We start from the raw sequence: 25,875 nt of genomic DNA, 5'->3' as shown, positions 1-25,875 counted from the left end.
AATTTTTTTCTATTCATAACCTTAACTATTAACATAACACAACAAAAGTCATAACAACGGGCGTGAAATTTATCCCAAGAAACCGTTCACAGCGCACAAAAAACCCGAGCCGCCTTCAGGCTCGGGAATGATCGTTACTCATTTGTATGGTGCTTTTGATTTTCGGGAGGCTGCGTGTTTCTCTCCATATCACTTGTATCCCCGCCCATTCCCTTTAAAAAAGAAAACAGCAGGGTGACGGCCTTGTTGATGTCCGGGTCTTTCAAAGCGCGGACGATATCAAAATAACCTGTCTTCTTATCATCGTCTTTTTCTTCAACAGCCTTTGTTACGCCCGCGTTGATTTTGACGATGAAAGGCTCAAGCTGTTTAACATCAATCATGCCGAGCACGCCTGTCAGGAGCAGGAGGTTCTTTAACGTATTGGCGGTTTCTGGCGTGTCAGCTTTCTTCACCATAATGTCCATCACTTTGTCTCCCTGTCCGAAAAGCCCCCGCAGAAGGGCCAAAACGCCGCGCTCATTCATATGATGAAGAATGTGCAGGGATTCTAAAATAGCGTCCTTATTGTTTAAAAGGGCAGTCTCAATTTCTTCTAAATCCCGCCTGCGTTTCTCCTCGTCCGTTACGGTCTGTTTGCGAATGGTCTTGATCGCCTTAGCCATTGTTTTGCTTTTTCCCCCTTTTTACCGCGTCTCCCGGAAACACATAATCCTTCCGCGCCCATTTCCGCTGGACTTGAACTCCGATCTGCGGCTGCGGGTTTCCGTGGCGGAAATTGATTTTCGGCAGCGGATTGATGCCTTCTTTCTTTAAGATTTCCATCTTGGCGGATGTTTCTTTATAGGCCGGTGTATCAGTATCCTTATCAGCATAGCTGCTCGTTAACAGATTGACGGCTGCATCATTCGAATCGTTCATCGGCAAATACACTTGCTTGCCTTTGACACGGTCTGTGATGACGCATTTGACCTTCACATTCCCATACGGTGATGTCAGGCGGACGAGCGTTCCGTCTTCAAGCCCTCTTTCTTCTGCCAATTCAGGCGATACTTCTAAAAACACACTCGGTGTTTTTTCAGAAATCCCTTTTGATTTATAAGTAAGGTTGCCTTCATGAAAATGCTCAAGCAGACGGCCGTTATTTACATGGATATCGTATTGTTCATCAAATTCCTTCGGCTCCGTCCACTGAACGGGATAGAGAATCGCCTTGCCGTCAGAAAACGGAAATTTGTCCGTAAATAAAAGCGGTGAATCGGTTCCGTCAGCCCCGACCGGCCACTGCAGAGATTTATAGCCTTCAAGACGTTCATATGTGACTCCGGCATAAAGCGGTGAAAGCATCGCTGCTTCTTCCATGATGTCCGCGGGATGCTCGTAATGCCAATTTGCGCCTAACCGATTTGCGACATCCATAATGATTTTCCAATCCGGTTTTGAGTCGCCAAGCGGCTCAAATACTTCGTAAAGGCGCTGCACCCGGCGTTCCGTATTAGTAAATGTGCCTTCTTTTTCAAGGCTCGGGCTTGCGGGAAGCACCACATCGGCAAACTCAGCCGTACGTGACAGAAAGATATCCTGTACAACGAAGAAATCAAGCTTTTCAAACGCAGCGTGGACGTGATTAATATTAGAATCAACAAGCCCCATCTCTTCGCCTTTCAAGTACATTGATTTCAGCTTTCCTGAATGGATGCCCTCAATCATTTCATGGTTTGTCATGCCGATTTCTTTCGGGAGATCCGTTCCCCAGCCCCGCTCGTATTTTTTGCGGGCCTTTTCGTCCGTTACTTTTTCATACCCCGGGAAGCTGTCCGGCATACTGCCAAAATCACTGGCCCCCTGCACGTTATTATGGCCGCGCAGCGGATAAGAGCCGGAACCCGGTTTTCCGTAGTTGCCGGTCACCAGAAGCAAATTAGAAATAGCGGTGCTCGTATCACTGCCTCCGATATGCTGGGTGACACCCATCGCCCACAGTGCGCACACACTGCCGGCCTCATGAATCATATGGGCGATTTTGATCAATGTGTCCTTGGCGACGCCGGTATGTTTTTCAGCGTATTCCATCGTGTACGGCTCGAGGCTCTCCACAAACTCATCTATCCCATTAACCCGTTCACGCAAAAATTCCGAATCCGCCATATCATGATCGAGCAAGTATTTCGAAACGGCGTTGAGCCATACGATGTCAGATCCCGCGCGCGGCTGGAAGAACAGGTCTGAACGCTCAGCCATCTCATGTTTTCTCAAATCAGCGACAATCAGCTTTTGTCCGTGCAGCTTATGTGAACGTTTAATCCTGGTGGATAAGACGGGGTGCGATTCAGATGTATTTGAGCCGATAATCAGCACAAGCCCCGCTTTTTCAATGTCTTTAATGGATCCTGAATCACCGCCGTAGCCGACCGTTCTGAACAATCCGGCTGTCGCGGGAGATTGGCAGTAGCGTGAACAGTTATCGACATTGTTGGTTCCGATGACGGCCCTTGCAAGCTTTTGCATTAAGTACGATTCTTCATTGGTGCACTTCGAAGATGTAATAAAGGCAAGGGCGTCAGGGCCGAATGTTTCTTTGATATCGGTAAATTTATCGGCAATCAGCTCAAGCGCTTCCTCCCATTCCGCCTCCCGAAACGAGTCTCCTTCGCGGATCAGCGGTTTAGTGAGACGCTCTTCACTATTGACGAAATCCCAGCCGAACTTCCCTTTGACACATGTTGAAATTCCGTTGGCAGGCGCCTCCGTCTGCGGTTCAACCTTTAATATGTCTCTTCCTTTCGTCCATATATCAAAGCTGCAGCCGACACCGCAATACGTACACACGGTTTTCGTTTTTTTGATTCTTTCGTCTCGCATGGCTGATTCCATGTCTGATATGGCAAGGATGGAGCCGTATCCGGTTTCAACGCCTTTTGTGATGTCAATCATCGGACGAAGCGTCTCTTTATTGATGCCTGTTAAATACCCCGCCTCGCCTTCCATTCCTTTTTCCATCATGGCATTGCACGGACAGACCGTTGAACAGTGCCCGCAAGACACACATGAAGATTCATTGATCGGCACATCATTGTCCCAAATGACCCGCGGGCGTTTGCGCTCCCAATCTATCGTAAGGGTTTCGGTGACCTGTACGTCTTGACACGCTTCAACGCAGCGTCCGCATAAAATACACTGATCAGGATCATATCGGTAAAACGGATTTGATTCGTCTTTGTGGTACGGCTTTTGATCAAACGGAATGCTTTGGTGGTTGATTCTCATTTCTTTCACCGTGTTATGTACTTCGCATCCCCCATTGTTGTAATCGCAAACCGTACAATATAATTCATGGTTATATAAAATCTTGTCCATGCCGATAATTTGCGCTTTTTTCACATCTGACGAAAGTGTGTCAATTACATCTCCGTCCTTTATGTTCGCTGAGCAGGATCTCACCAATTCTCCATTTACATTAACGATACAGGTGTCACACGTCTCAATCGGGCCAAGGCTTGGATGATAGCATACTTGCGGCACTTCGATTGAGCTGTTGTTTAAAAGCTGCAGCACGGTTTGTCCGTCTGCCGCCTCCATCTCAACACCATTGATTGTTACCTTCTTTGTATCAGGCATTTTGATTTCCCCTTTCTGCACCCCTTTATACATCATTTATGATTCCCCAACCGGCCATTCAGTAAAACATCGCGTTTAGCCCGGAAGACCTTCGGGTACAAGAGAAAAAAAGGAGGCATTAGCATATGTTGAAGAAAAAACCGCTCATCACGGGGTTATCGGCAGTTATCCTGACAGGAACCGTTTTCGGTGCCGAAGCGTTTTCTGATTCAGAGCCCGTTCATGCCGCGGCTGCTTCAGAGACACCTGAACAAAGTGCAAAAGAGCTGGTGAACCGCCTTTATCAATCAGCCTTCAAAGGAGAAATGCCGCAAGACGTTAAAGGCTTGAAAATAAATCAAAGCACAAAGCAGGATGTGTATGATAAAATCGGCGAGCCTGAACGGAAAGCGGACGGCAGCAATCCATTTGACCTGTACAGCTGGAATATGGGACATCCCGGCTATGGATTTTCCTACCGCAAAAACGGAACAATCTCAGAAATCCGCTATTTCGGCACCGGTGTTGAACGCCGCTTTAACCTTGGCAGCGTAACACCTGACGTCTTAAGCAAACAAATCGGCAGCGCCGATAAAATCCTTGCCGTACCGGGAACTGGTGAAACGGATTATGTTTACAATACAGGGCATTACGAACTCCATTTTGTCATCGGCAGCGGACAAAAAGCCGATCATGTGAATGTAAAAGCCAGATAGCACAAATAAAACAGCGGCCTTGGAGCCGCTGTTTTTCATAGACAGCTTATCCATAATTCCTTACAATACATGGGAGAACCTGTGTAAAGGGGAACAAGTGACGTGAGAAGAAATCGATTGGCATATGGCGCTTTGACCATACTCATCATTGCGCTCGGCTTATTATCCAGAACAGCATATATGACTGCCCTGCTTCCCTATGCTGTAAACGCTTATCTGGGGGATGCTCTGTGGGCCGCGATGATCTTTACGGGATGCGGTTTCCTGTTTCGGCACACACAAACAAAAACAACCGCTGTTATAAGCCTTTCGTTTTGCTATCTGATTGAATGCAGCCAGCTGTATCACGCGGCGTGGATCGACGCCATCAGAAACAATCCGCTCGGCGGGCTCGTCCTTGGCTATGAATTTGTTTGGAGTGACATCATCGCATATACAGCCGGGGTGTGCGCTTCTGCCTTTCTAGAATGGACAATGAAAAGCAAAAGAAGCCGGGGGCTCTCTTTATAATTGGCGTAAGCTGCCGATATGAAGAAATAAGGAGGTGGAATTTGTGGACATTCCCGCATTATCAATCGCTATGCACCAGACATCTCTGGCGCAAAATGTAAACATCGCTTTAACAAAAACGGTCTTACAAAATGCTCAGACTGCTTCGGAGGAGACTGTGAAAATGCTCTCCCCCCAGCATCCGACATCCGGCCATTCTATCGATCTGAAGGTATAAAAAAAGGCTGTCAGGTATATTCTTGGCAGCCTTTTCTCCTCCCTTGGAATTGTACGTACACCATATCAGCGGAATAGGCATATGGTATAAAGAATAAAAACTTCTTAGGGAGGTTTTCCTCTTGTACGATCCTTTATTAACTGAATTTGCGCCCGGTGACGAACGGGTTCCTTATTATTATCCGAGGCCGCGCCCGCCTTATTATTACCCGAGACCCTATCCATACTATCCAAGACCGTACCCATACCCTTATTATCCGCGTCCCTATTTTCCGTACCATCCTTGGTATTATTGATGTTGAACACCCGTATTCCAAACAGAATATGACCTGTACTCCGATCCTTTTCCGCCCGGATAATGGTGTAATTTTGTCCTAAAAGAAAGAAAATGGCGGCTTCAGCAGAAAAACACGGCCTCCCCCATCCGGATACGATCAAATTGAGCACGGCTTTAGACAAATGTCTGAATCGGTATGATAATCGCAGAAAAGGGGATTGCCCCCTTTTTTTTGCTATTCAACCTTTACAGACACCATGTATGGGACGGATTGAACGTTCTCCATCACTGCCGCTTTTCCGCTCCTGCTTTTCGCTCTGCCCTTCACTTCAAGAATACCTTTATTCAGCTCATAGGAAGTAATGAGAATACCTTTCGCTTCAAGTGATTTTAAAATATCATACGTAGCGGCCTGCTCCTCCGCTTGAAAGCTGATCACTAAAGAATAGGCTGCCGATCTAAAAAGAAAATTTAAAAGTTCTAGACCGATTAACGCTAAAATCGTGCCGCTGATCCCGATGACATACATACCGGCTCCGACCGTCAAGCCGATTCCAGACGTTGCCCAAATTCCCGCCGCCGTCGTGAGCCCGCGCACAACATGCCTTTGCAAAATAATTGTGCCGGCCCCTAAAAATCCGACGCCGCTAACCACCTGTGCCGCTACCCGGCTCGGATCAAAAGATGTATGATCTTTGGACAACAAATCAAAAAAACCGTATTTGGACACAATCATCATCAAGGCGCTGCCGACAGCAACTAAAAAATGTGTCCTCAATCCGGCCTCCTTCGCCCTGAACTCCCTTTCCAAACCGATGAGAGCACCAAGCAACCCGGCAACCGCTAAACGAATCACAAAATCAAGTTCCATCGTCTCTCCCCTTTCCTTATCTTCTTACCCGATCTTACAGCACAATCATGCGGTGATCTTTTTTCAACTATCGGTATAAGGAGGTTTTATGAAATATATTCTTTGGTTCTTTAAATTATTGTTATTGATTTGCGGAGGATATAAAGCATCCGTTTCCCGGTGCCTTATTTGCCTGCACGACAAAACAAAGGAATATGAAAAAAGAAAATACATAATGTTTCGCAAGAGAAGAAGAAGGCCCAAGCGGTTTATCCCAATTGGGCAGCGCCGAAAAAGGCTGGAAACTTAAGGGGCAGGAGGGACTTATCAAAACCTTTGAAAAAAACGGAGAGCGTGTTTCTCTTTTTTACGGCACGGGAGAAAAAGGTGTCATTGAAGAATAATTATTACAAAAAACAGGATGAAACCCGCAAACCGGCTTGTCTTTTTCGGCGGCCATTACCTCTTCGAATCTAAAAAAAACATCTTCACCGTCAGCATCTCAGTAAAGGTGAACCGCTTATCCTGATTCAAAAAAAATAACAACGGCACTCCCCTCACAGCCATTTTACCGAGTATCGCGATTTCATCAGGCAGGGTAATCGCAATGCCCCTGCACAGTTCATCGAGGACAGGAGCAGGTTGATACAGCTGAGGTATCGTGAGAAATTCTATGTATTGGCAATAGGCTGCTGAAAACGCCGCCTCTTTGCAAGCCTCATCAGCGTCCCCGCGCCCATTTCGTCCCCGCAAGAGACGTCACCACGATATAGGAAAAACTTGAGAATTATAGGATCACCCAGCTGAAAAATAGCTCCTTCACCATCACCCAGTCTTTTGCTGATAACGTAACGGACGAATACGGATTATCTTTAGACTCAAACCCGAATGAATCGTAAAATACCGAAACGATAAACAGCCTCCAGGATTCCGGCAATAGGCAGTGTCTGTTGGAACCGGAGTTTTCCCAATTGTAAAAATCGCAGGCATAGGTATAGGGATGTCGTTTGTAATTTCATATTGTCTTGCTTTCTTGTGTAAATATATTAATCTTTTTAAAGAAGCATTTTCAAAACAATCCTCGAAAAAATGGCTAGAGTCATGAAAATTTGTCTCTAACCACCTTGATTATTCCCTAAATGAAAAGACCTACTGTTGTACCTTTTTATTTTTCTTAGCCAAATAATGTTCTTTTATATAGTGAATATATTGCGGATTTGTCAAGATGCAGCTCACTTCATCTTTCGCCCTTTTCTGACCATTATTAGACAGCCAATTATGTGATCCGATTATTAAAAATCCATCATCAATTAATATTAATTTTGTATGCAAAGGCGGACAGTAAATAAGCTGATTTCCCAAAGTATGATATAAATATTCTAAAGCTTTTTTTGTACCTTGATTAGCATTCTTATTATCTATATCGACTATTTTCCCCAATTTATCTAACGACAAACCCGTTTCCTCAAAACCGAACATGACTTTCACTTTTACTCCCCTATTTAAAGTCTCATGGAGCAACGTGAAAAATTCCCCGTTTACGACGTAATTTGTAATCCATGGCGAAATAATTGTAATTGACCTTTCTGCTCTCTTTAACGCTTCACATAGGAACTTGTAGTGCTCTTTCGGCCCCAATAGTATGCCGCTTTTAACATACTGTTTTATATAAAGCCCTATTTGTGAAGTTAATGTGTACTTTATTTCGTCACTGAATATTTTTAAAGCCTTTTCGAGTTGTAAACCGTCTTGATTAATGTTTAAAGAGTTATTGTAAATTGAATATATGAATCCTCGCTCTCTTATTACAGTCATTGCTAATTTTAAATAATTATTAGAATCAAGTGCTGCCTGAACATTTCCAACATATATCACCTGCTCTTTTCCTCTGGTAAATGCGACATTCAGCAGATTCGCTGTACCACCTATGAATTTAACTTTACTGATGTTGTCGATGGAAGCGGAAATAATAATCACTTTCTTCTCCTGTCCCTGGAATGTATGAACAGTCCCAATATCGATACCTTTTATTTCCTTCTTTAGCTTTTCTGCTTGATTTTTGAATGGTGTAATAATAGCAATGTCAGTTTTGAATGATTCACCATACTCCTCTATAAAATTATCAATGATCCTTTTACAAACTGTTACCTCCAAAAGGTTTGTATTATCTTTTCTTTGAATACCTCTTACGTCAAAAGCTACTAAATTTCGCCCAAACATTTTTTGATGGTTATCTTCATTTACAATTTTCAGCTTCCTACTATAAACATATTGATTAGAAAACTGAACAATGCTATTTTCACATCTTCTATGTTCATTGAGTATAATTCCGGCATGTTTTGCATCAAATTTTTCATAGATATCAGACTGATTGTCTGAATAACTTTGTACACTATTTCTTTCAATACAAATTTTTCGTTTTACTTCTTCATCGATTTGATTATATTTTTCAATTAAATTATTGTTTTGTAATCTTATTGGCTCTAATTGATGAACATCACCAACAATAATCGCTTTTCTTGCTCGATACAATGGACCAATTAAATAATGAGGAAGAATTTGACCCGCTTCATCAACTAACAGGTGATCAAATAACTCACTGATCATATGGAAGTTTTTAGAATGAAATGAATGTAAAGTTGTTGTTACAACTGGAAAGCAAATAAATAAGGTTTCCCATAATGCTTTCAAACCCTTTTTAAAGTCTTGCTGAAACTTTTGTTCAGGATTATAAAAGGAAGAAAACCACCTGTTGTCTTCAGTTATTTTTTCAAGGTTTTCCGTAATTGCTTTTTGATGTTTTTTTATATATGCTTCATGGACTTGCAATGAAAGATCAAACAGTCGTTTTCGTAGTTTTATGACTACTGTAGAATTTACAAGGCTATAAACATCATCAGTGTCTCTAAGCGTAAAACCCAAATCCTTTTCTAGTTCTTTTTTGCAAGAATTAAAATTCTGAAGAATGACGTATTCATTATGGAGCGCATCTTGCTTAAGTTCAATGTGAGCAAAGTCTTTTTGTAAAACTGTTATCTTTTGATTTCCTTTTTGAATCTCTGAGTATATCGATTCATATTCTTTATGTTCATTATTAAGCCTAGCTAAATCATAGATTAGCTTATGCTCTGTCTGTTTCAATGTATCCTCAATATCCAGTTTTGACGGAAACATCTTTAAAAATTGTTTTCTTTTTTTGGACAAAATGCTGAAAGGGTTGAATTTCTTATAACGATCAAATTGCTCAAAGGCGATATAAAGTGATTTTTTCTTCTCTTCGTTTTGTTGTAAGGAATGTTGTAAATACTCTATGTGAACTTGGCTTTTCTTTATCTTTTCTTTTAATTCTATTATCCTTTGCTTACATTGGCTGATTAATTCTCCTTTTGAAATTTTCGCTTGCTGCAGGCTTTCATATTCTCCTTCTAATGCTTTAAGGGATTTATCCTTAAGTCCATTTGACACCATTGCTTTTTGCTCTTTTAGAAAATGTTTTAACTTTTCTTCTAATGACAATAATCTGCTATAAACATTTTTGAATTCCCCAACAATAACTTCTTCATTTTCAGACCCTTGATCAACTTTTAGACCATCAATCAATACACCCATTACTTGATCTTTAAACATTTCCACATTCTCTTTTTTTCCGAGCCTTGCGCATATAAGCCCTTTAATATCTGTTTGCTGCCGATTTGTTATATATTTATGAAAATAAGGAATTTCTTCAAGAAGTTCTTTTCCAATATTATCAACGGCTTTGTTATTCGTACTGGTTATAACCATTGAACGCAAATTCTCACCGCCGAAAGGAGATTGAAATACTTGGCGTTTTGTTCCTTTGTTAATGACGTTCCAATCCTGATTCCAAATTAAGATTAAGTCATTTGCTTTTTTTACTAACTGATCAGCAATAATCTCTTTTAAAAGAGTTGTTTTTCCAGTTCCCGGCGGCCCGTTGACTGATAACAATTGATTGTTTTCCGCATTTACAACAACATCCCATTGCTTTCTATTAATTGCATATTTATCGTTATAGCTTCCAAAATGGAATTTGAATTCATCTTTTATGGATTCATAATGAATCTTTTTTCGGTCAGGATAAATCCCCAAATATTTCATAAAGGTTTGTGGCGGGACTTCATCCTTTACTTTTTCTTTTATTAGTTTCATTTCGTTTCTAAACTCAGAGTCGATAATTTCATTAAGTCCATCGGTCGTTATAAATACTTTATTAACTTTGCACCAACCTTTATATTCTTTAAAGGACAGAATTGATTGTCTTTTTTTAAACATCTGCTGAATTAAATCTTCAATAATCGAGATAATCTCGTAAAGGTTTGTCTGTCCTTGTATATTATGTATTCTCTCTATCAGCTGTTTAATCTCATCTTTGTATAAATCTTCAATCTCTTCCACATTATTTTCGGTTGCCTCAGCTATAATAATTAACAGGCAGTTTTTTGCTAAACTAAAGTCCTGTACTAATATATGTCCTTCTTTAATTTCCACATTAAATGTCAGCATAGGCTGCTTCTGCTTTTCTTTTTCAAGCAATGGATAACAAATAATTATATCTTTTTCTTCCAGTATCTCATTTAAATATTTATCACATTCTTCTTCTACTCTCTTTATCTTAAACCTCAATTTCTCATATAGAATTTGTTTATTGTTCTCTAGCAAACAATCTTTAACGGCAGTCTTTACGATCTCTTTGTCTGTTAGTAAGGTAATGAAACCTTTCTTAACTTTTGAAATGATGTAATCGTTTATCTTGTCACATTTTTTATGGAAAAGAGCTGATTCAATTTTTGCAGGATTATTTAAAATACTCTCTGAAAAATCACTGCCTTTTATATTTTTTAAAGAGCTGTTCATAAAACGCTCATTTGCTTCATACTCACAATAATAATCCAAAATGTTTTCCAACAACATTTTCAATAACCTCACTAAATTTTTTTTATTCAATATATTTGTTACATTAATTAAAGCTTTTAAAAAAATACACTTTTCAGGTTTAATTTTTATATCGTCATTTAAGTTTCAGCATTTAAGGCTACAGTGAGAGCAAAGCATATTTGAAGCGAAAATCAAGGTGTTATAGATAGGAATGAAGGCTCTATTCACAAAGTTAATAAAGAAACTAAAAATCAAGCAGATCGAAAAGTATTCAATCACAAAAAAAATTGGGTTATTTTATGTTTTTACCCCAAGTGTTATGATGATTTATTAAGCTATGTTTGTTAATCGTAAGTTTTAGGAACCAAAATAGGAAAAGCTGTATCACTGTACAACCCCCAATAATTGTATGGTCACGCAATAAAAAAAGAAATTGATTAAAAAAACACAACATTCAAATATTACCATTCCTCTAGAAAGATTGTTCAATAATTTAAAAGTTGAATCAATTTCTCCAAACAGTCTGCAACTACTAGTGAATTTATACTTAGTTTACCCAAGAAAAAAGAAAAAACCCTTGTTGTACAAGGGGATAATCAGGTTTTTTTATACGTCTCTAATAAGAGATTTAGTTTTATTCACAATTTATTTTGCGGGATCTTTCAGCTTAACTCTCCTCTCTCGAGTAATGACAATGACAATAAAAATAATTTATTTAAAGCTTATCCTTTCGGGAGCTATCCCCGGATTCAAGAAACCTCATGCGTCCTCCCAATACTCAAAAAGAGATCCGGTACCGTATAATTTTTTCAAACAGATGAACCAGCAATTACATCAAAAAACGCAGTAAAATCAGTGATAATCCCACCGCTCGCCAGTTGCTTTTCCTCAAATAACGAGCGGTTTTTTCCCAATGGATCAATGGCAATAATCTTGCCGATGCCTGCTTTCTTAGCCGCTGTAAGTCCTGAGAAGGCATCTTCAATGACTAAACATTCGTTTGGCATAAGGCCTAATTTACTCGACGCAATCATAAATATGTCCGGTGCCGGTTTGCCGGGAAAGCTTCCGTCATCAAACGTTACTTTGTCAAAATCAAACCACTGGTCTAAATGAAAAACGTCAAAGTAAAATTCAACATTTTCCTTTACCGTAGCGGTCGCAATGGTCATTGGCATTTCTGATTTTTTCAGCTGGTTCAATATATCCGCAAGTCCCTTTGTCAGCCTTAGTTCATCTTTGTTTTTAAGGCATAATTCTCTATAATAGGCTTCTTTTTCAAAAGACATTTTTTCGATTTCCTCATTTGTTAAATCTTTCGAAATAAAATAAGTAAGAATTTCCTTGTTCGTTCTTCCATGAATGTTAATTAAAATGTCTTTATCCGAAATCGCTTTTGGCGAATACTTCTTTACCATGAAAAACCATGCTTTTTCATGTAAATGCGAATCTTGAAACATAGTGCCGTTGAAATCAAAAATAATCCCTTTCATTGAATCGCCCCCCTGCCTTATTTTATTTTTTTGCGATTTTGACATCTACATATTGTTCGTAATGGATTTGAACATCCTTCATCACTTTATCATCTGTAATCAGGTAATCCATATCATGCAAATTATAAAAAACGTAAAAATCTTCCCGGTTGAATTTTTTATTATCAACCAGCAGAAATTTAGTTCTCGAATTATTCAGCGCAATTTGATGTGCTTCTCCTTCTTCAATGCTGTAAGAAGAAATTTCATCATTATGTATACCATTTGCACTAATGAACGCCTTTGTAAAATTGAATTTTTGCAGATTGCCGTTGACGATGGGACCGACGAATGCACCTGTATTTTTTCTGAAGTCGCCGCCAATCAAGATAATATCGGCAACATCACCATGCTTTAAAATATCAAACACAGGATAGTTATTGGTAATAATTCGGATTCGTTTATGTAAAAGGTGTTTAGCTAAAAGTTCAATTGTCGTACCCGGCCCCAGAAAAATGGTATCGCCGTCGTTAATATAGGATGCTGCCAGTTCTGCAATTGTACTTTTTTCCTCCATTTGAACGCCGAGTTTTTCGTGATGCGATAATTCCTGATCAATTGAGTAAGAAATACTCTGGGCGCCGCCGTGAATACGCACAATTTTCCCGGCTTTATCAAGTTCATCTAAATCTCTTCTGACTGTCATGTCGGAAACATCCAGTCCGTCAATAATGTCACTCACCGTAACAAACCCTCGGGAGTTAACGATATCGATGATTTTTAATAATCGTTCTCTTTTTAACATGTTCAATCATCCCCTTAACTTTAAACACAATTTAACACACGCGCAAACTCCGGTCAACAAAAACAAACACAAATGAACATCTTTACAAACTCTGTCACGCCAATTAAAATCAGCACTAAATCTATAATTAGAGCCTTCATTTCTCAATGAAACTATTGACAACAAAAATGTATGCGTTTACTATTAAACAAAAGATAACAATTGTAAACATTAATAAACTTAATTTTTACATTGTTTTGAGGAGGATTCCAGTAATGCTCAAATTACCTCATGATTTTATTTTAGGCGGCGCGACTGCAGCGTATCAAGCAGAAGGCGCAACAAAAGAAGGCGGCAAAGGACCTGTTGCCTGGGATGAATTTCTTGAAAAACAAGGAAGATTCAGCCCTGATCCGGCGAGTGATTTTTACCGTCAATATCCGGAAGATATAAAGTTATGTGAAAAATTCGGAATTAACGGCATCCGGCTTTCCATTGCCTGGACAAGAATTTTTCCGAACGGCACGGGTGAAGTCAATCAGGAAGGCGTAGATTACTATCATCATATATTCGCAGAATGCCAAAAACGAAATGTCACTCCTTTTGTCACGCTTCATCATTTCGATACACCGAAAGAATTATTCGATAAAGGCGATTTTTTACATCGTGACACAATAGAAGCGTTTGTTAACTATGCGGAGTTTTGTTTCGAAGAATTTACCGAAGTCAGATATTGGAGTACTTTTAATGAAATTTATCCCGTAGCCACTAACCAGTATTTACTGGGTGTTTTTCCGCCGTCTATTGAAAGCGATCTCACAAAGGTCATTCAATGCTTACATAATATGATGGTGGCGCACGCAATGACCGTTAACCTATTCAAGGAGGGCAGCTATCCTGGCGAAATCGGCGTCGTTCACTCGCTGGAGACAAAATATCCCGCCAGTGACTCAGAAGAAGATCGCCACGCCTGTTTCCTTGATGATGCGCTATCAGTCAGACTCCTCCTCGATGCAACTTACCTCGGTTACTATTCAGAGGAAACCATGCTTGCTCTAAATGAAATCTGTCAAGCAAATGGAGCTTCATACGAGTTTTTAGACAGCGATTTTGAAATCATGAAAAAGGCTTCAACGCGAAATGATTATCTCGGCATTAATCATTATCAATGCCATTTCGTTAAAGCGTACAACGGAGAAACCATGATTCACCATAACGGAACCGGAGACAAAGGCACTTCGGTTTATAAAGTAAAAGGGATCGGCGAAAGAATCTACAAAGAAGGGCTGAAAAGAACCGATTGGGACTGGCTCATCTACCCTGAAGGAATGTACGACATCCTGATGCGTATTAAACAAGATTATCCGCAGTATAACAAAATTTACATTACCGAAAATGGCATGGGGTATAAGGACGAATTTGAAGACGGCATCATTATGGATAAAGCAAGAATCGAATACTTAAAAGTGTATTTAGAAGCGATCAGTAAAGCGATTACTGACGGCGTCAATGTGAAAGGGTATTTCTTATGGTCCTTAATGGATTTATTTTCTTGGACAAACGGATATAACAAACGTTACGGTCTTTTCTATGTCGATTTCGAAACTCAGAAACGATATCCGAAAGAATCCGCCTACTGGTACAAACTGGTGAGTGAAACAAAAACGATTATTTAATGATGATACATGGTGAAAAGGATCTCTTTTCATCATGTGTTGCCTTAGGAGGTTTTTTTAGTGACTAAAGAAGAATTACAAATGCTCGGTTTTGAAATTGTGGCTTATGCCGGAGATGCCAGAAGCACGCTATTAACATTACTAAAAGAAGTGCGTGCCGGAAACTTCGAAAATGTGGAAACAGGATTAGAAAGTGCCGATGAAAATTTACATCTCGCCCACAATGCGCAAACGAAAATTTTAGCGGAAGAAGCCCAAGGCAAAGACATGGAATTAGGTTTTATTTTTATACACGGGCAAGACCACTTAATGACAACTCTGCTTATTCGGGATCTCATCCAAGATTTTATAGAGCTCTATCGAAGCCGCCAATAAGGAGTGGAATAATGAACGGTATCATCAAGCAAATCGAAAAGGGAAAACCCTTTTTCGAAAAAATCTCTAGAAACATTTATTTAGGGGCGATCCGTGACGGCTTCTTAACCGCCATGCCTGTCATTTTGTTTGCAAGTATTTTTATTCTAATTGCTGCTGTACCGGAAGTATTGGGCTTCTCCTTCCCTGAAAGCGTATCCAAATGGCTCTGGAAAGTGTATAACTATTCAATGGGAGCCCTTGGTCTGATTGTTTCGGCAACCACAGCAAGATGTCTGAGTGAATCAATGAACCGCAGATTGCCAAAAAACAAAGTGATGAACTCCCCCTCCGCGATGCTTGCTTCTATTGTTGGGTTTCTTGTTTTAAGCGTTACTCAAATTGACGGCGGTTTTTCAACAGAATATTTAGGTACAAAAGGTCTTTTAGCTGCTTTTGTCTCTGCATTTATTACGGTGAATGTTTATAAATTCTGCGTGCTGAAAAATATCACAATTAAAATGCCCAAAGAAGTTCCGGGAACCATTTCACAAACGTTTAAAGATGTCTTTCCGTTCGCCTTTTCCGTACTGACAATGGTGATCATAGATTTAATCGTCAGAAATATGCTGAACGTGTCTTTCGCAGAAGCTCTCACTGCTCTGCTATCACCGTTGTTTACTGCTGCTGATGGTTATCTGGGAATCTGTATGATTTGGGGGATGATGGCCCTTTTCTGGTTTGTCGGCGTACACGGGCCTTCTATTGTAGAGCCGGCTATCGCGGCTATTATTTATGCAAATGTGGAAGCAAACTTGCAGCTTCATAATGCCGGTGAACAAGCATCCAACGTGCTGACAGTCGGACTTGGAAACTTCGTCGGCACAATGGGAGGAACCGGCGCAACCCTTGTTGTTCCATTTATTTTCCTTCTTGTTGCAAAATCCAAACAATTGAAAGCAGTCGGAAAAGCGTCTGTAGTACCAGTATCTTTTGCAGTGAACGAACCTCTTCTCTTTGCTGCACCAATGATTTTAAATCCTTATTTTTTCATCCCATTTATTTTAACACCGATGGTTAATGTCTGCTTGTTTAAGTTTTTTGTTGATGTGATCGGAATGAACAGCTTTATGTATGTTCTTCCATGGGCAACGCCTGCACCAATCGGCCTGATTCTCGGAACCGGTATGGGACTCTCGGCTTTTATTCTTGCAGCCGTATTAATTATCGTCGATTTCCTTATTTATCTTCCATTCTGTAAAGCTTATGACAGCGAATTAGCGGCAAGAGAAGCCAAAAATACTGAATCGGAAATTGCTGCTGAAACTTCTCACACAGCACAGGCAGCAGAAGATACAGCCTCTGTCATAGATACAAATCTTCAAATGAAAGAATCTTCACCGGCCCTGGAACAAAGCACCAATGTTTTAGTATTATGCGCAGGCGCAGGAACGAGCGCCATGCTTGCTAACGCACTGACAGAAGGCGCTGAAGAATACAATGTGCCGATCACTGCCTCAGCAGGCGCCTACGGATCTCATTACGACATCTTGAAAGACTTCGATATTGTCATTCTAGCTCCGCAAGTAGGCTCTTATTATGATGACATTAAAGAAGATACAGACCGCTTACAAATTAAACTCGTCGCCACAAAGGGTGCAGAATATATCAACCTCACCAGAAATTCGGAAAAAGCTATTAAATTCATACTGGAACATACCGCTGAATAAAAATCAGACTGTAAAATTGGAGGCTTGTCATGGAAACAAAACTTTTGAAAACAAAATTCGAAGACGTTTTCAATCGGCAGGACGGAGAATTATTTTTCGCACCGGGACGGATTAACCTTATCGGGGAGCATACGGATTATATTGGCGGGCATGTTCTTCCATGCGCCATTACACTCGGGACATATGCTGCATGTGCGAAACGGGAGGATCATCAAATTCGGCTTTACTCGGAAAACTTCCCGGACATCGGCATGGTATGTTTCGACCTTCACGATACAGCTTACAAAAAAGAAGATAACTGGACCAATTATCCGAAGGGAATGATTCGTTACCTGCAAGAAGCCGGCCATAAAATAGACAGCGGATTGGATATTTTCTTTAACGGGAATATCCCGAACGGCGCCGGATTAAGTTCCTCTGCTTCAATTGAAATGCTGACAGGCGTTGTCTTAAGAGACATATTTGACCTGGATCTTTCTGATCATGATTTAGTGTTAACCGGAAAAAAAGTTGAAAATGAATTTATCGGTGTCAATTCCGGAATTATGGATCAGTTTGCGGTACAAAAAGGAAAAAAAGATATGGCCATTCTATTGGATTGCGAAAAGCTTGAATATGAAATGATACCGGTTGTTTTAGATGGATATAAAATCGTCATCATGAACACGAACAAGCGCCGGGAGCTTGCGGCTTCAAAATATAATGAGCGCCGCTCTGAATGTGAAGCGGCTCTTTTGGAACTGCAGCAATATCAGAAAGTGAACTCACTTGCACAGCTTACAGTGAAAGAGTTCGAAAAATTGGAAACTTATCTGTCTTGTGAAACGTTGCGTAAAAGAGCCCGTCACGGGGTCAGCGAAAATGAACGGACCCTCTTAGCCGCAAAAGCATTAAAAGCGAACGATTTAAAAACCTTTGGGGAACTGATAAATGCGTCACACAGATCTTTGCGTGATGATTATGAAGTAACGGGTGCCGAATTAGACATATTAGCAGAAACAGCCTGGGAAGAAGGAGCCCTCGGAGCAAGAATGACAGGCGCGGGTTTCGGCGGCTGTGCAATAGCGATCGTGGAAAGCGAAAAAACCGACAGCTTTATCCGGGGCGTTTCATCTAAATATCTTGATCATACAGGACACGAAGCTTCATTTTACATAGCAGATATTAGTGATGGAGCGGATAAATGGAAGGAGTAATAGATGATGACAGTTCTGGTTCTGGGCGGAGCAGGTTATATTGGTTCTCATGCCGTCGATCAGTTAATTAACAAAGGATATGAAACGGCAGCAGTGGATAATTTGCAGACAGGCCATAGAAAAGCCGTTCATGAAAAAGCACGGTTCTATCACGGTGATATTCGCGATAAAAAGTTTCTTCGCTCTGTTTTTGAAAAAGAGAGCGTGACAGGGGTGCTCCATTTTGCGGCTCATTCCCTTGTCGGCGAATCTATGAAAACTCCCCTTTCCTACTTCAATAATAATATTTACGGTACACAAATTACACTGGAAGTGATGAAGGAATTCGAAGTAAAAAACATTATATTCTCTTCTTCCGCCGCTGTCTACGGCGAACCTGAGCGTGTACCCATTACAGAAGAAATGCCGACGAATCCAGAAAGCGCATATGGCGATACAAAACTCATAATGGAAAAAATGATGAAATGGTGCGATATTGCCTTCGGTATAAAATATGTTTCTCTCCGGTATTTTAATGTTGCCGGAGCGAAAATGGACGGCTCCATCGGCGAAGATCACAAACCCGAAACACACCTTGTCCCTATTATTTTACAAACAGCGCTCGGTCAGCGTGAGGAGCTTTCGATATTCGGTAATGACTACAATACAAAGGACGGCACGTGCGTACGCGACTATATCCATGTCGTTGATTTAATCGATGCCCACATTCTCGCGCTGGAATACTTGAAGAACGGCGGGGCCAGCAACATTTTCAACTTAGGTTCCAGCACGGGATTTACAGTCATGCAGATGGCGGAAACTGCACGTGAAGTGACTGGCAGGGAAATTAAAACAAAAGTCGCGGAAAGAAGAGCAGGAGATCCAAGTACACTTATTGCCTCAAGCGATAAAGCAAGAAACATTTTGGGATGGAATCCGAAACATACAAGTGTCTCGGAAATCATCGGAACTGCATGGAAATGGCATCAAGGGCATCCAAACGGATACAATGATGAATTCAATTAAGGTGGATGGTAATCGTGATTTTTGAATCAGTGGCAGGGTTTTTACAAGCCAGTATCGCCTCAGGTGATATGGACGAAACGGATGTTATCTACAAACGAAATCGGCTTCTTGATTTACTCAGACTGACAGATTATACAGAGCCCAAGCGGATAAAAAAACAAAGCCGCCTTCACTGTCTGGACGAAATGGTCGAAGATGCGGTGAAGCGAGCAATTATTAACGATACACTGGCTGAAAAAGAAATGTTAGAAAGCAAAATAATGGATGTCATTACACCGGCGCCTTCGTTTATCAATGCCAAATTTAACGAACTGTTTTTAGATCACCCGAAAAAAGCAACAGATTATTTTTATCAGCTGAGTAAGAACAATGATTATATTAAAACGCGTGCGATTCAAAAAAATATTGTTTACAGTTCAAAAACGCCTTTTGGAGAACTCGAAATCACAATCAATCTATCAAAGCCGGAAAAAGACCCTAAAGAAATCGCCGCGGTGAAAAACAGTCCGGCGGGCGGCTATCCGAAATGTCCGCTTTGCATGGAAAACGAAGGATATGCCGGAAGATTAAATCACCCCGCGCGTTCGAATCATCGCATCATTCGATTTGACTTAGCCGGCGAAAAATGGGGATTTCAATATTCCCCATATGCGTATTATGGCGAGCATGCGATTTTTCTGTCAAGCGTGCACAAACCGATGAAAATCAATCGTGACAGTTTCAGAAAGCTCCTTTTGATTACGGAGAAATTTCCGCATTATTTTGTCGGCTCAAATGCAGATTTACCCATCGTAGGAGGATCGATTCTTTCCCATGATCACTATCAAGGCGGAGCCCATCATTTTGCAATGGCAAAGGCGGAGTCCCTTTACCCTTTTGAAATGCAGCATTTTCCGCAAGTTCAGGCAAGTGTCGTGAAATGGCCGATGTCAGTTATTCGCCTCCGGGCAAAAGATCCGGACATGCTGACAGATGCGGCAGCTGCCGTTCTTGAAAAGTGGCGCACTTATACAGATGAAGCCGTTAACATCCTTGCTAAAACAAGTGAATGGCATAATACCGTTACCCCCATCGCAAGACGCCGGGGAACAGATTTTGAAATGGATCTCGTCCTCAGAAATAATCGCACGACTGAAGAATACCCTGATGGAATTTTTCATCCGCATCAAGATGTTCAGCACATAAAAAAAGAAAATATCGGTTTGATTGAAGTGATGGGGCTGGCCGTTTTACCGCCGCGGCTTAAAAACGAGCTACTGGAAGTAGAAAAGTATTTGCTGAATGCATCACATGATATAAAAGAAATCCATCGATCGTGGGCTGAAAAAATCAAAATGGAGTATGACGTTACTCCCGAAAATGTAACCGCTGTCTTACAAACAGAAGTAGCGAATGTATTTTTACGCGTACTGACTGATGCAGGTGTGTTTAAAATGACGGACGATGGAATTCATGCTTTTAAACGATTCACAAAATTACTTGAGGATGGTGCCAAAAAGTGAAAATCACGAAAACAATTTTTGGACATCTTGAAAACGAAGAAGTTGTCGAATATGCCCTTGAAAATGACAACGGGTTAACACTCAGAGCTTTGAATTACGGAGCAATAGTCACATCTATCGAAATGAAAGATTCGAAGGGCAATTTAGAAAATATCAGTTTAGGCTTTCGGACGCTTGAAGACTATTTGACATACTCGCCGTATTTTGGAGCTCATGTCGGACGGGTGGCCGGACGGATAGCAGACGGCCAATTTGAAATTGACGGAAAACCGTTCGTTATTGATCAAAATGAGGGAAATAATCATCTTCATGGCGGAAAACACAATTTCAGCAAAAAAATCTGGGGCGCGGAAACAAGCATCAATGAAAATAGTGTTTCACTCGTTTTTCGTTACACCAGTCCGGACGGAGAAAATGGTTATCCAGGAACGCTTCATGCCGTCACTGCTTATACGCTGACAAATAATGATGAGTGGGTCATCGATTACCATGCGGAAACAGACAAACCAACCCTTTATAATCCAACCAATCACATTTACTTTAATTTATCGGGATCTGTCAAGGAGACGATTTTAGATCATCACCTCTTTGTCAACAGCGAGTCTTATGCCCCCCTCAGAGAGGACGGCATTCCGATCGGAAACATCATTCCATCAGCCGGCACCGTTTTTGATTTAACCGCTCCGGCACCGATTCGTCGGGCTGCCGAAAGCAATGACGAGCAAATTACATTCGTAAAGCAAGGGTATGACCACCCCTTTGTACTCTCTCATAAAAAAAATGAGCCGGATGCGATTCTTTCCCATGGGAAAAGCGGCCGGGCCGTTTATTTGTTTACGGATGCCGATGCAGTCGTCATTTATTCAGGCAATAAGCTAAAAGGAAACTTTACTATCGGCGGTTATCCGGCCGGAAAATACAGCGGGATTACCATGGAAACGCAAGCATTGCCTGATGCAATCCATCACGAAGATTTTGGCGACATTGTGTTAAGACCGGAAAAACCATTTTCTTCACGGACAATTTATCAATTTAAAGTAACTGAATAAACGAGAGACATGTCATTAGCCTTTTACTAGAGAACACGGCGAGCCAAACCAATTAAACAAGACAGAACCCCCCTCTTCTCAGAAAATCGCTGGGTTGACTTAAGAGTAAAAACAAGAAGCAGCCGGGGCAATAAAGATTTTATATCCCAGGAGGTCATTTTTATGTTAAAAAACCATGTAAAACGTTTTTTGATAAAAATCATCTGTCTATCTCTTGCTTTCACTGGTTTTGCGATTTTCAATGTTTTTCAAAAGGCAGAAGCGGCGGCTCCTTTTGCTTATGGAGCTGACATAGGCTGGATGAAACAAATGGAGGATGAAGGGGTACGCTGGCTGGATGACAACGGAAAGCCGGCAGATTCTTTACAGATTCTGAAAGACCACGGCATTAATTCCGTCAGGCTGAGAGTTTTCGTGAATCCGCCAAGCAGCTATTATTGGCTGAAAGACGGCACAACCTGGACAATGCTCGGTTATAGTGACAAAGCCGGCGTGCTTGCTGCAGCAAAAAGAGCAAAAGCTTTAGGAATGAAGGTAATGGTTGACTTCCACTATAGTGATGTTTTTGCAGACCCCGGTCACCAGATTAAGCCGAACAAATGGGCCGGATACACCAATACCCAGTTACAAACAGCCGTATATAACCATACTTACGATGTCATAAGTGAATTAAAAAATCATGGCATCTCTCCTGATTGGGTGCAGGTCGGAAATGAAATGAACTCAGGGATTATGCTGCCGGATGGCAGTACGAACGATTTCAGTAAATTAACTGGATTCCTTAATAAAGGCTATGACGCAGTAAAGGCGGCCAGCCCCTCCTCCAAAGTGGTCAGTCATTTAGCACACGGGACAAACAACAGTCAATTCAGGTGGTGGTTTGATCAATTCTTCAAAAATGGGGGCAAAACCGATATTATCGGTGTTTCATTCTACCCCTATTGGGAAGGTAAGCCCTACTGGGAACTCACCTGTGATTTATCGTCCAATTTAAATGACATCGCATCACGCTATAACAAAGAAGTGATGGTTGTTGAACTGGGCGGAGACGAAAATAACCCTAAAGATTCATACTGGACAATCAGCGATACAATAAAAGTAGTAAAAGCCGTTCCGAACGGCAAAGGGATCGGAGTATTTTATTGGGAACCCGAGGCCCACTCAAGTGTTCTTTCAGATGGTTATCCATTAGGCGCGACTGCCAAAGTTTCTAAAAACGTCTTGAGATATACAACCGCTATCGATGCTTTTAGTGACGCAGCGAAAGGAAAAACTGATCAATTACAAAAGATGATGCATGACACTTGAAACCGGCGGCTGCCCAAAATTGCATCGGGCAGCCGCCTGCTTCGTTTTACACTCATACTCTGCCGGATACTTTTGTAATCTTTAAGTAATGGTTTCTGTTCGCATCACCTTCCGCCTTGTCTATTGCGCTCAGGTCTAAATGATTGCCCGTGAAATTCTTTTCACTAAGGGTAAAATCATACCCAGCCAGCGTAATTCCACTAAGTCATTTTAAAGTCATCAATATGATATAGTCTCATTCTTTTGTATCCCCATAAGATACTCGTTATTTGTTTGAGACTGCTGTCGTCGTCAGTTGTTATTAATGCATGTATTCTAAATGAGCTTTAAAATAAGTGGTGATGCTAATAAGAATGTTGCGATGCCTTTTTCCCTTAGATCATTCTTGTCTAAAGTGTTGTTCTTTTCAATTAAACGGGGAGGTATAATGTAACTATAGGTTCATAAAAAAATCATAAGGAGGATTCTTGTGTTTCAAACCTTAGACCATTTTTTAAAATCTTGGGAGTTCGAATCCGATGCTACACAGAAACTACTAAATAGCCTGACTGATGAATCACTTAAACAAGAAATAACCTTACAAAATTGGACTTTAGGACGCATCGCTTGGCATACTGTTGCTGCCATTAACATCATTACCTCAAACACAGACTTAACGTTTCACGCTCCAACTGAAGATTATCCTGTTCCTACTTCTGCTCAGTTTATAGCTGACAGCTATCATCAAGCCAGTACTGCATTTGTACAGGCATTAAAAACCCAATGGACTGACAATACACTTCAAGAACATATCAACTTTATTGGTCAACAATTGCCGAATGGTTCACTTTTGATGTTTTTGATTCAGCATCAAAATCATCATCGAGGACAAATGACGGTTCTTATGAGACAAGCAGGATTAACTGTTCCCGGTATTTACGGTCCTGCAAAAGAGGAATGGGAAAAATTCGGTTTGGAACCCCCGCAAATGTAATCAAATTAATTACATAAAGAAGTTAACCTATCACACTGTTTATCATTGATATAAACATTGCTGCGCTATCAGGATTACAAAGAACTCATTGATAAGGTGACTATATTCGACTTCTTCCATTTTCGCTAGATCCCCTATTCTCATTTAATGCCAAACATTGAAAAGGATGCTTCAACATTTATTAGCGGTGTTTTACAAGGCAAACAAAAAGAGGAATCAAATTAAATTGTGACTCCTCTTTTTTGTGACTCCAGTGTAAGTGTCCAGCAAGCTGAAACCAGCGACCTCTACCCTGTCAAAATAGCGATTAGCTTCGGAACTGTTATTTTTATACCTGATAAATACTTATACCTCAAGGGGTTGCAAATTAAAGATCTGATCTTTTCTGATTAAAAATAATGATTGTTGGCAGGTTTGGACAACAACTCGCCAACAATTTTCCATTTAAAACCAGAGAATGAATTCACATCCTTTCAAATATTTTCTCCATTGAAAAAAAGGAACTTTAGTTCGTATATAATTTGTTCAAGGAGATGAAACCAAAATGGCCGGTTTTGAGCGTAAAGCGTATCGAATTATTTTTAATATGACCCGCTTCGGGAAAAATCCCTCCATGGAACAATTGAAAAGGAAAACCGGGAAAGATGAACGAGCTATGAGGTAGCGCATATCGAGGTGGGATAAGAAAAAAGCAGATGGATGTTTTGATACATTATAATGAAGAAACTAAAAAAACCTTTTCCGAAGAAAAGGCTCATGTTTGAAAACGGTCAGAAGCTTGCATTGTATCTTGATTTTGTTTTTCTACTAAGCTTACTCCGAATCCAGATACCAAAGTCAATGACAGTCCCAGAATAATGAACACGCTTTTTTTAAAATTCATACAGGCACCTCGCTTTTTCACGTCTGATTCCGGTCAGACGAAACTTGATATGATCCATCATTTGTATCACCAAATGTTGTAAGGCCGATTCCGGAAATTAAAATGACAGCTGTAATGATAAATACGCCTTTTCTAAAATTCATACAGGCATTCTCCCCTCTGAATTTGTTTTTGCGTTTGAATCATTTTTTTATGATAATAATATGATTTGTCATATTGCTCGGACTCTGCATAAACAGCAGCTGTATCAAGAGCAATATCTTCTACATACGAATAGTTTTTATTCTTCTCTAAATAATCAATTGTAGTTTTGATCCCCATTTGATCTACAGCATTAATATATAAAGCCTCCAAGTATCTCTGTAGAGATTCAAACAGCTTATCTCCTTGGTATATCGCTGATGAAAGTCCCTTTTTGCTAACTTGAATCGCTTCGCTTGATTTTCCCTGCTTAAATAGAAACTTTGCGTATGTAAACAAGGAATGCGGAAGGTTGCCTAATTTATATTTCTCGGATATCTCCACAGCTTTTTCCAGAAAGGTTTCAGCCTTCTTATACTCTTCTAAGTCTCCGTAATTCTTCCCTATGTTGTAATAAGCTGAACTGAGCAGCCTTTCATTATTTTTTAATTGTTTCGACAACTCTAAAGCTTTTTCTAAATGCGGTAAACTTTTTTCATAACGTTTAAAGTCAACATAATTTCCCGATATGACAAAAAGACACTGGACTTTTCGCACCTTATAAAGCTCATATTGATTATAAATGTCCAACGCTTGTTTGACGTGATGCATGGAAACATGGCTTTGTTTCATACCGTAATAAGCCTCTGCCAGCTTAAAATGAAATTCCGCTTTTTCAATTTCATCATGAACGTGCACGA

The 25,875-nt window shown here is 40.6% G+C and carries 23 protein-coding genes and 1 pseudogene; 14 read left to right on the top strand and 10 right to left on the bottom strand.

Features of this window, described 5'->3' with window-relative positions; all coding sequences use genetic code 11:
• Positions 1-134: 134 nt before the first annotated feature.
• Positions 135-665, bottom strand: a complete 531-nt coding sequence (locus KY305_RS13595) for a helical membrane plugin domain-containing protein (protein ID WP_223062990.1) — start codon at positions 663-665, stop codon at positions 135-137.
• Positions 658-3,618 carry a formate dehydrogenase subunit alpha gene (fdhF, locus tag KY305_RS13590; RefSeq protein WP_223062989.1) on the bottom strand — a complete coding sequence of 987 codons (2,961 nt, stop codon included), beginning with the start codon at positions 3,616-3,618 and terminating at the stop codon, positions 658-660. The genes KY305_RS13595 and fdhF overlap by 8 nt, the downstream gene beginning before the upstream one ends.
• 125 nt (positions 3,619-3,743) lie before the next feature.
• Here fdhF and KY305_RS13585 point away from each other — a divergent pair, with 125 nt between their 5' ends.
• The 5 genes and pseudogenes from KY305_RS13585 to KY305_RS13565 form a co-directional block, all read left to right on the top strand.
• Positions 3,744-4,313: a YjgB family protein gene (locus tag KY305_RS13585; protein ID WP_223062988.1), complete on the top strand. Its 570-nt coding sequence runs from the start codon at positions 3,744-3,746 to the stop codon at positions 4,311-4,313.
• Positions 4,314-4,415: 102 nt separating this feature from the next.
• Positions 4,416-4,823 carry a ribosomal maturation YjgA family protein gene (locus KY305_RS13580; RefSeq protein ID WP_223062987.1) on the top strand — a complete coding sequence of 136 codons (408 nt, stop codon included), beginning with the start codon at positions 4,416-4,418 and terminating at the stop codon, positions 4,821-4,823.
• A 43-nt stretch (positions 4,824-4,866) separates the two neighbouring features.
• The gene (locus KY305_RS13575; RefSeq protein WP_214801142.1) at positions 4,867-5,040 is read left to right on the top strand and encodes a YjfB family protein; all 174 of its coding nucleotides are present in this window, start codon (positions 4,867-4,869) and stop codon (positions 5,038-5,040) included.
• A 121-nt stretch (positions 5,041-5,161) separates the two neighbouring features.
• Positions 5,162-5,335, top strand: coding sequence for a hypothetical protein (locus KY305_RS13570; RefSeq protein ID WP_223062986.1), 174 nt, complete (start codon positions 5,162-5,164; stop codon positions 5,333-5,335).
• A gap of 92 nt (positions 5,336-5,427) precedes the next feature.
• A pseudogene (locus KY305_RS13565) lies at positions 5,428-5,502 on the top strand (hypothetical protein); the annotation flags it as partial.
• A 49-nt stretch (positions 5,503-5,551) separates the two neighbouring features.
• On the opposite strand, the gene KY305_RS13560 reads toward KY305_RS13565, so the two are convergent.
• From KY305_RS13560 to KY305_RS13535, 6 genes are all read right to left on the bottom strand, one after another.
• Entirely contained in the window at positions 5,552-6,187 is a 636-nt protein-coding gene (locus KY305_RS13560; protein WP_214801136.1) for an MgtC/SapB family protein, read from the bottom strand.
• Positions 6,188-6,625: 438 nt separating this feature from the next.
• Positions 6,626-6,919, bottom strand: a complete 294-nt coding sequence (locus KY305_RS13555) for a hypothetical protein (protein ID WP_223062985.1) — start codon at positions 6,917-6,919, stop codon at positions 6,626-6,628.
• A gap of 34 nt (positions 6,920-6,953) precedes the next feature.
• Positions 6,954-7,103: a hypothetical protein gene (locus KY305_RS13550; protein WP_223062984.1), complete on the bottom strand. Its 150-nt coding sequence runs from the start codon at positions 7,101-7,103 to the stop codon at positions 6,954-6,956.
• 212 nt (positions 7,104-7,315) lie between these two features.
• A complete protein-coding gene (locus KY305_RS13545; RefSeq protein WP_223062983.1) occupies positions 7,316-11,098 on the bottom strand; it encodes an AAA domain-containing protein in 3,783 nt (1,260 codons plus the stop codon).
• A gap of 773 nt (positions 11,099-11,871) precedes the next feature.
• Positions 11,872-12,555, bottom strand: coding sequence for an HAD family hydrolase (locus tag KY305_RS13540; protein WP_223062982.1), 684 nt, complete (start codon positions 12,553-12,555; stop codon positions 11,872-11,874).
• 22 nt (positions 12,556-12,577) lie between these two features.
• On the bottom strand, positions 12,578-13,339 hold the full coding sequence (locus tag KY305_RS13535; RefSeq protein ID WP_223062981.1) for a DeoR/GlpR family DNA-binding transcription regulator: 762 nt from the start codon (positions 13,337-13,339) through the stop codon (positions 12,578-12,580).
• A gap of 254 nt (positions 13,340-13,593) precedes the next feature.
• Here KY305_RS13535 and lacG point away from each other — a divergent pair, with 254 nt between their 5' ends.
• The 9 genes from lacG to KY305_RS13490 all read left to right on the top strand — a co-directional run bounded on the left by lacG (position 13,594) and on the right by KY305_RS13490 (position 24,111).
• On the top strand, positions 13,594-14,994 hold the full coding sequence (gene lacG / locus KY305_RS13530; RefSeq protein WP_223062980.1) for a 6-phospho-beta-galactosidase: 1,401 nt from the start codon (positions 13,594-13,596) through the stop codon (positions 14,992-14,994).
• 60 nt (positions 14,995-15,054) lie between these two features.
• Complete coding sequence (locus KY305_RS13525; protein WP_223062979.1) at positions 15,055-15,369, top strand: PTS sugar transporter subunit IIA; 315 nt, start codon at positions 15,055-15,057, stop codon at positions 15,367-15,369.
• Between the two features lie 11 nt (positions 15,370-15,380).
• Entirely contained in the window at positions 15,381-17,078 is a 1,698-nt protein-coding gene (locus tag KY305_RS13520; protein ID WP_223062978.1) for a PTS lactose transporter subunit IIBC, read from the top strand.
• A gap of 29 nt (positions 17,079-17,107) precedes the next feature.
• Positions 17,108-18,274 carry a galactokinase gene (locus KY305_RS13515; protein ID WP_223062977.1) on the top strand — a complete coding sequence of 389 codons (1,167 nt, stop codon included), beginning with the start codon at positions 17,108-17,110 and terminating at the stop codon, positions 18,272-18,274.
• Between the two features lie 6 nt (positions 18,275-18,280).
• On the top strand, positions 18,281-19,279 hold the full coding sequence (gene galE, locus KY305_RS13510) for a UDP-glucose 4-epimerase GalE (RefSeq protein ID WP_223063109.1): 999 nt from the start codon (positions 18,281-18,283) through the stop codon (positions 19,277-19,279).
• A 5-nt stretch (positions 19,280-19,284) separates the two neighbouring features.
• Positions 19,285-20,781, top strand: coding sequence for a UDP-glucose--hexose-1-phosphate uridylyltransferase (gene galT, locus KY305_RS13505; RefSeq protein WP_223062976.1), 1,497 nt, complete (start codon positions 19,285-19,287; stop codon positions 20,779-20,781).
• Positions 20,778-21,830 (top strand): aldose epimerase family protein, encoded by a 1,053-nt coding sequence (locus KY305_RS13500; RefSeq protein WP_223062975.1) that lies wholly within the window; start codon positions 20,778-20,780, stop codon positions 21,828-21,830. Before galT ends, KY305_RS13500 begins: the two co-directional genes overlap by 4 nt.
• Positions 21,831-21,992: 162 nt before the next feature.
• Positions 21,993-23,138 carry a glycoside hydrolase family 53 protein gene (locus tag KY305_RS13495; RefSeq protein ID WP_223062974.1) on the top strand — a complete coding sequence of 382 codons (1,146 nt, stop codon included), beginning with the start codon at positions 21,993-21,995 and terminating at the stop codon, positions 23,136-23,138.
• A gap of 469 nt (positions 23,139-23,607) precedes the next feature.
• Positions 23,608-24,111, top strand: a complete 504-nt coding sequence (locus KY305_RS13490) for a DinB family protein (RefSeq protein ID WP_223062973.1) — start codon at positions 23,608-23,610, stop codon at positions 24,109-24,111.
• 900 nt (positions 24,112-25,011) lie between these two features.
• On the opposite strand, the gene KY305_RS20065 is transcribed toward KY305_RS13490, so the two are convergent.
• Both KY305_RS20065 and KY305_RS13485 read right to left on the bottom strand, forming a co-directional pair.
• Positions 25,012-25,137 (bottom strand): hypothetical protein, encoded by a 126-nt coding sequence (locus KY305_RS20065; RefSeq protein ID WP_262417764.1) that lies wholly within the window; start codon positions 25,135-25,137, stop codon positions 25,012-25,014.
• Positions 25,127-25,875: tetratricopeptide repeat protein (locus KY305_RS13485; protein WP_223062972.1), on the bottom strand; the 749-nt coding region annotated here is incomplete at its 5' end. The genes KY305_RS20065 and KY305_RS13485, both read right to left, overlap by 11 nt.

Source organism: Bacillus sp. YC2 (assembly GCF_019891195.1).
Classification (GTDB): Bacteria; Bacillota; Bacilli; order Bacillales; family Bacillaceae; genus Bacillus.
This window is presented reverse-complemented; position numbering and strand designations above follow the sequence as displayed.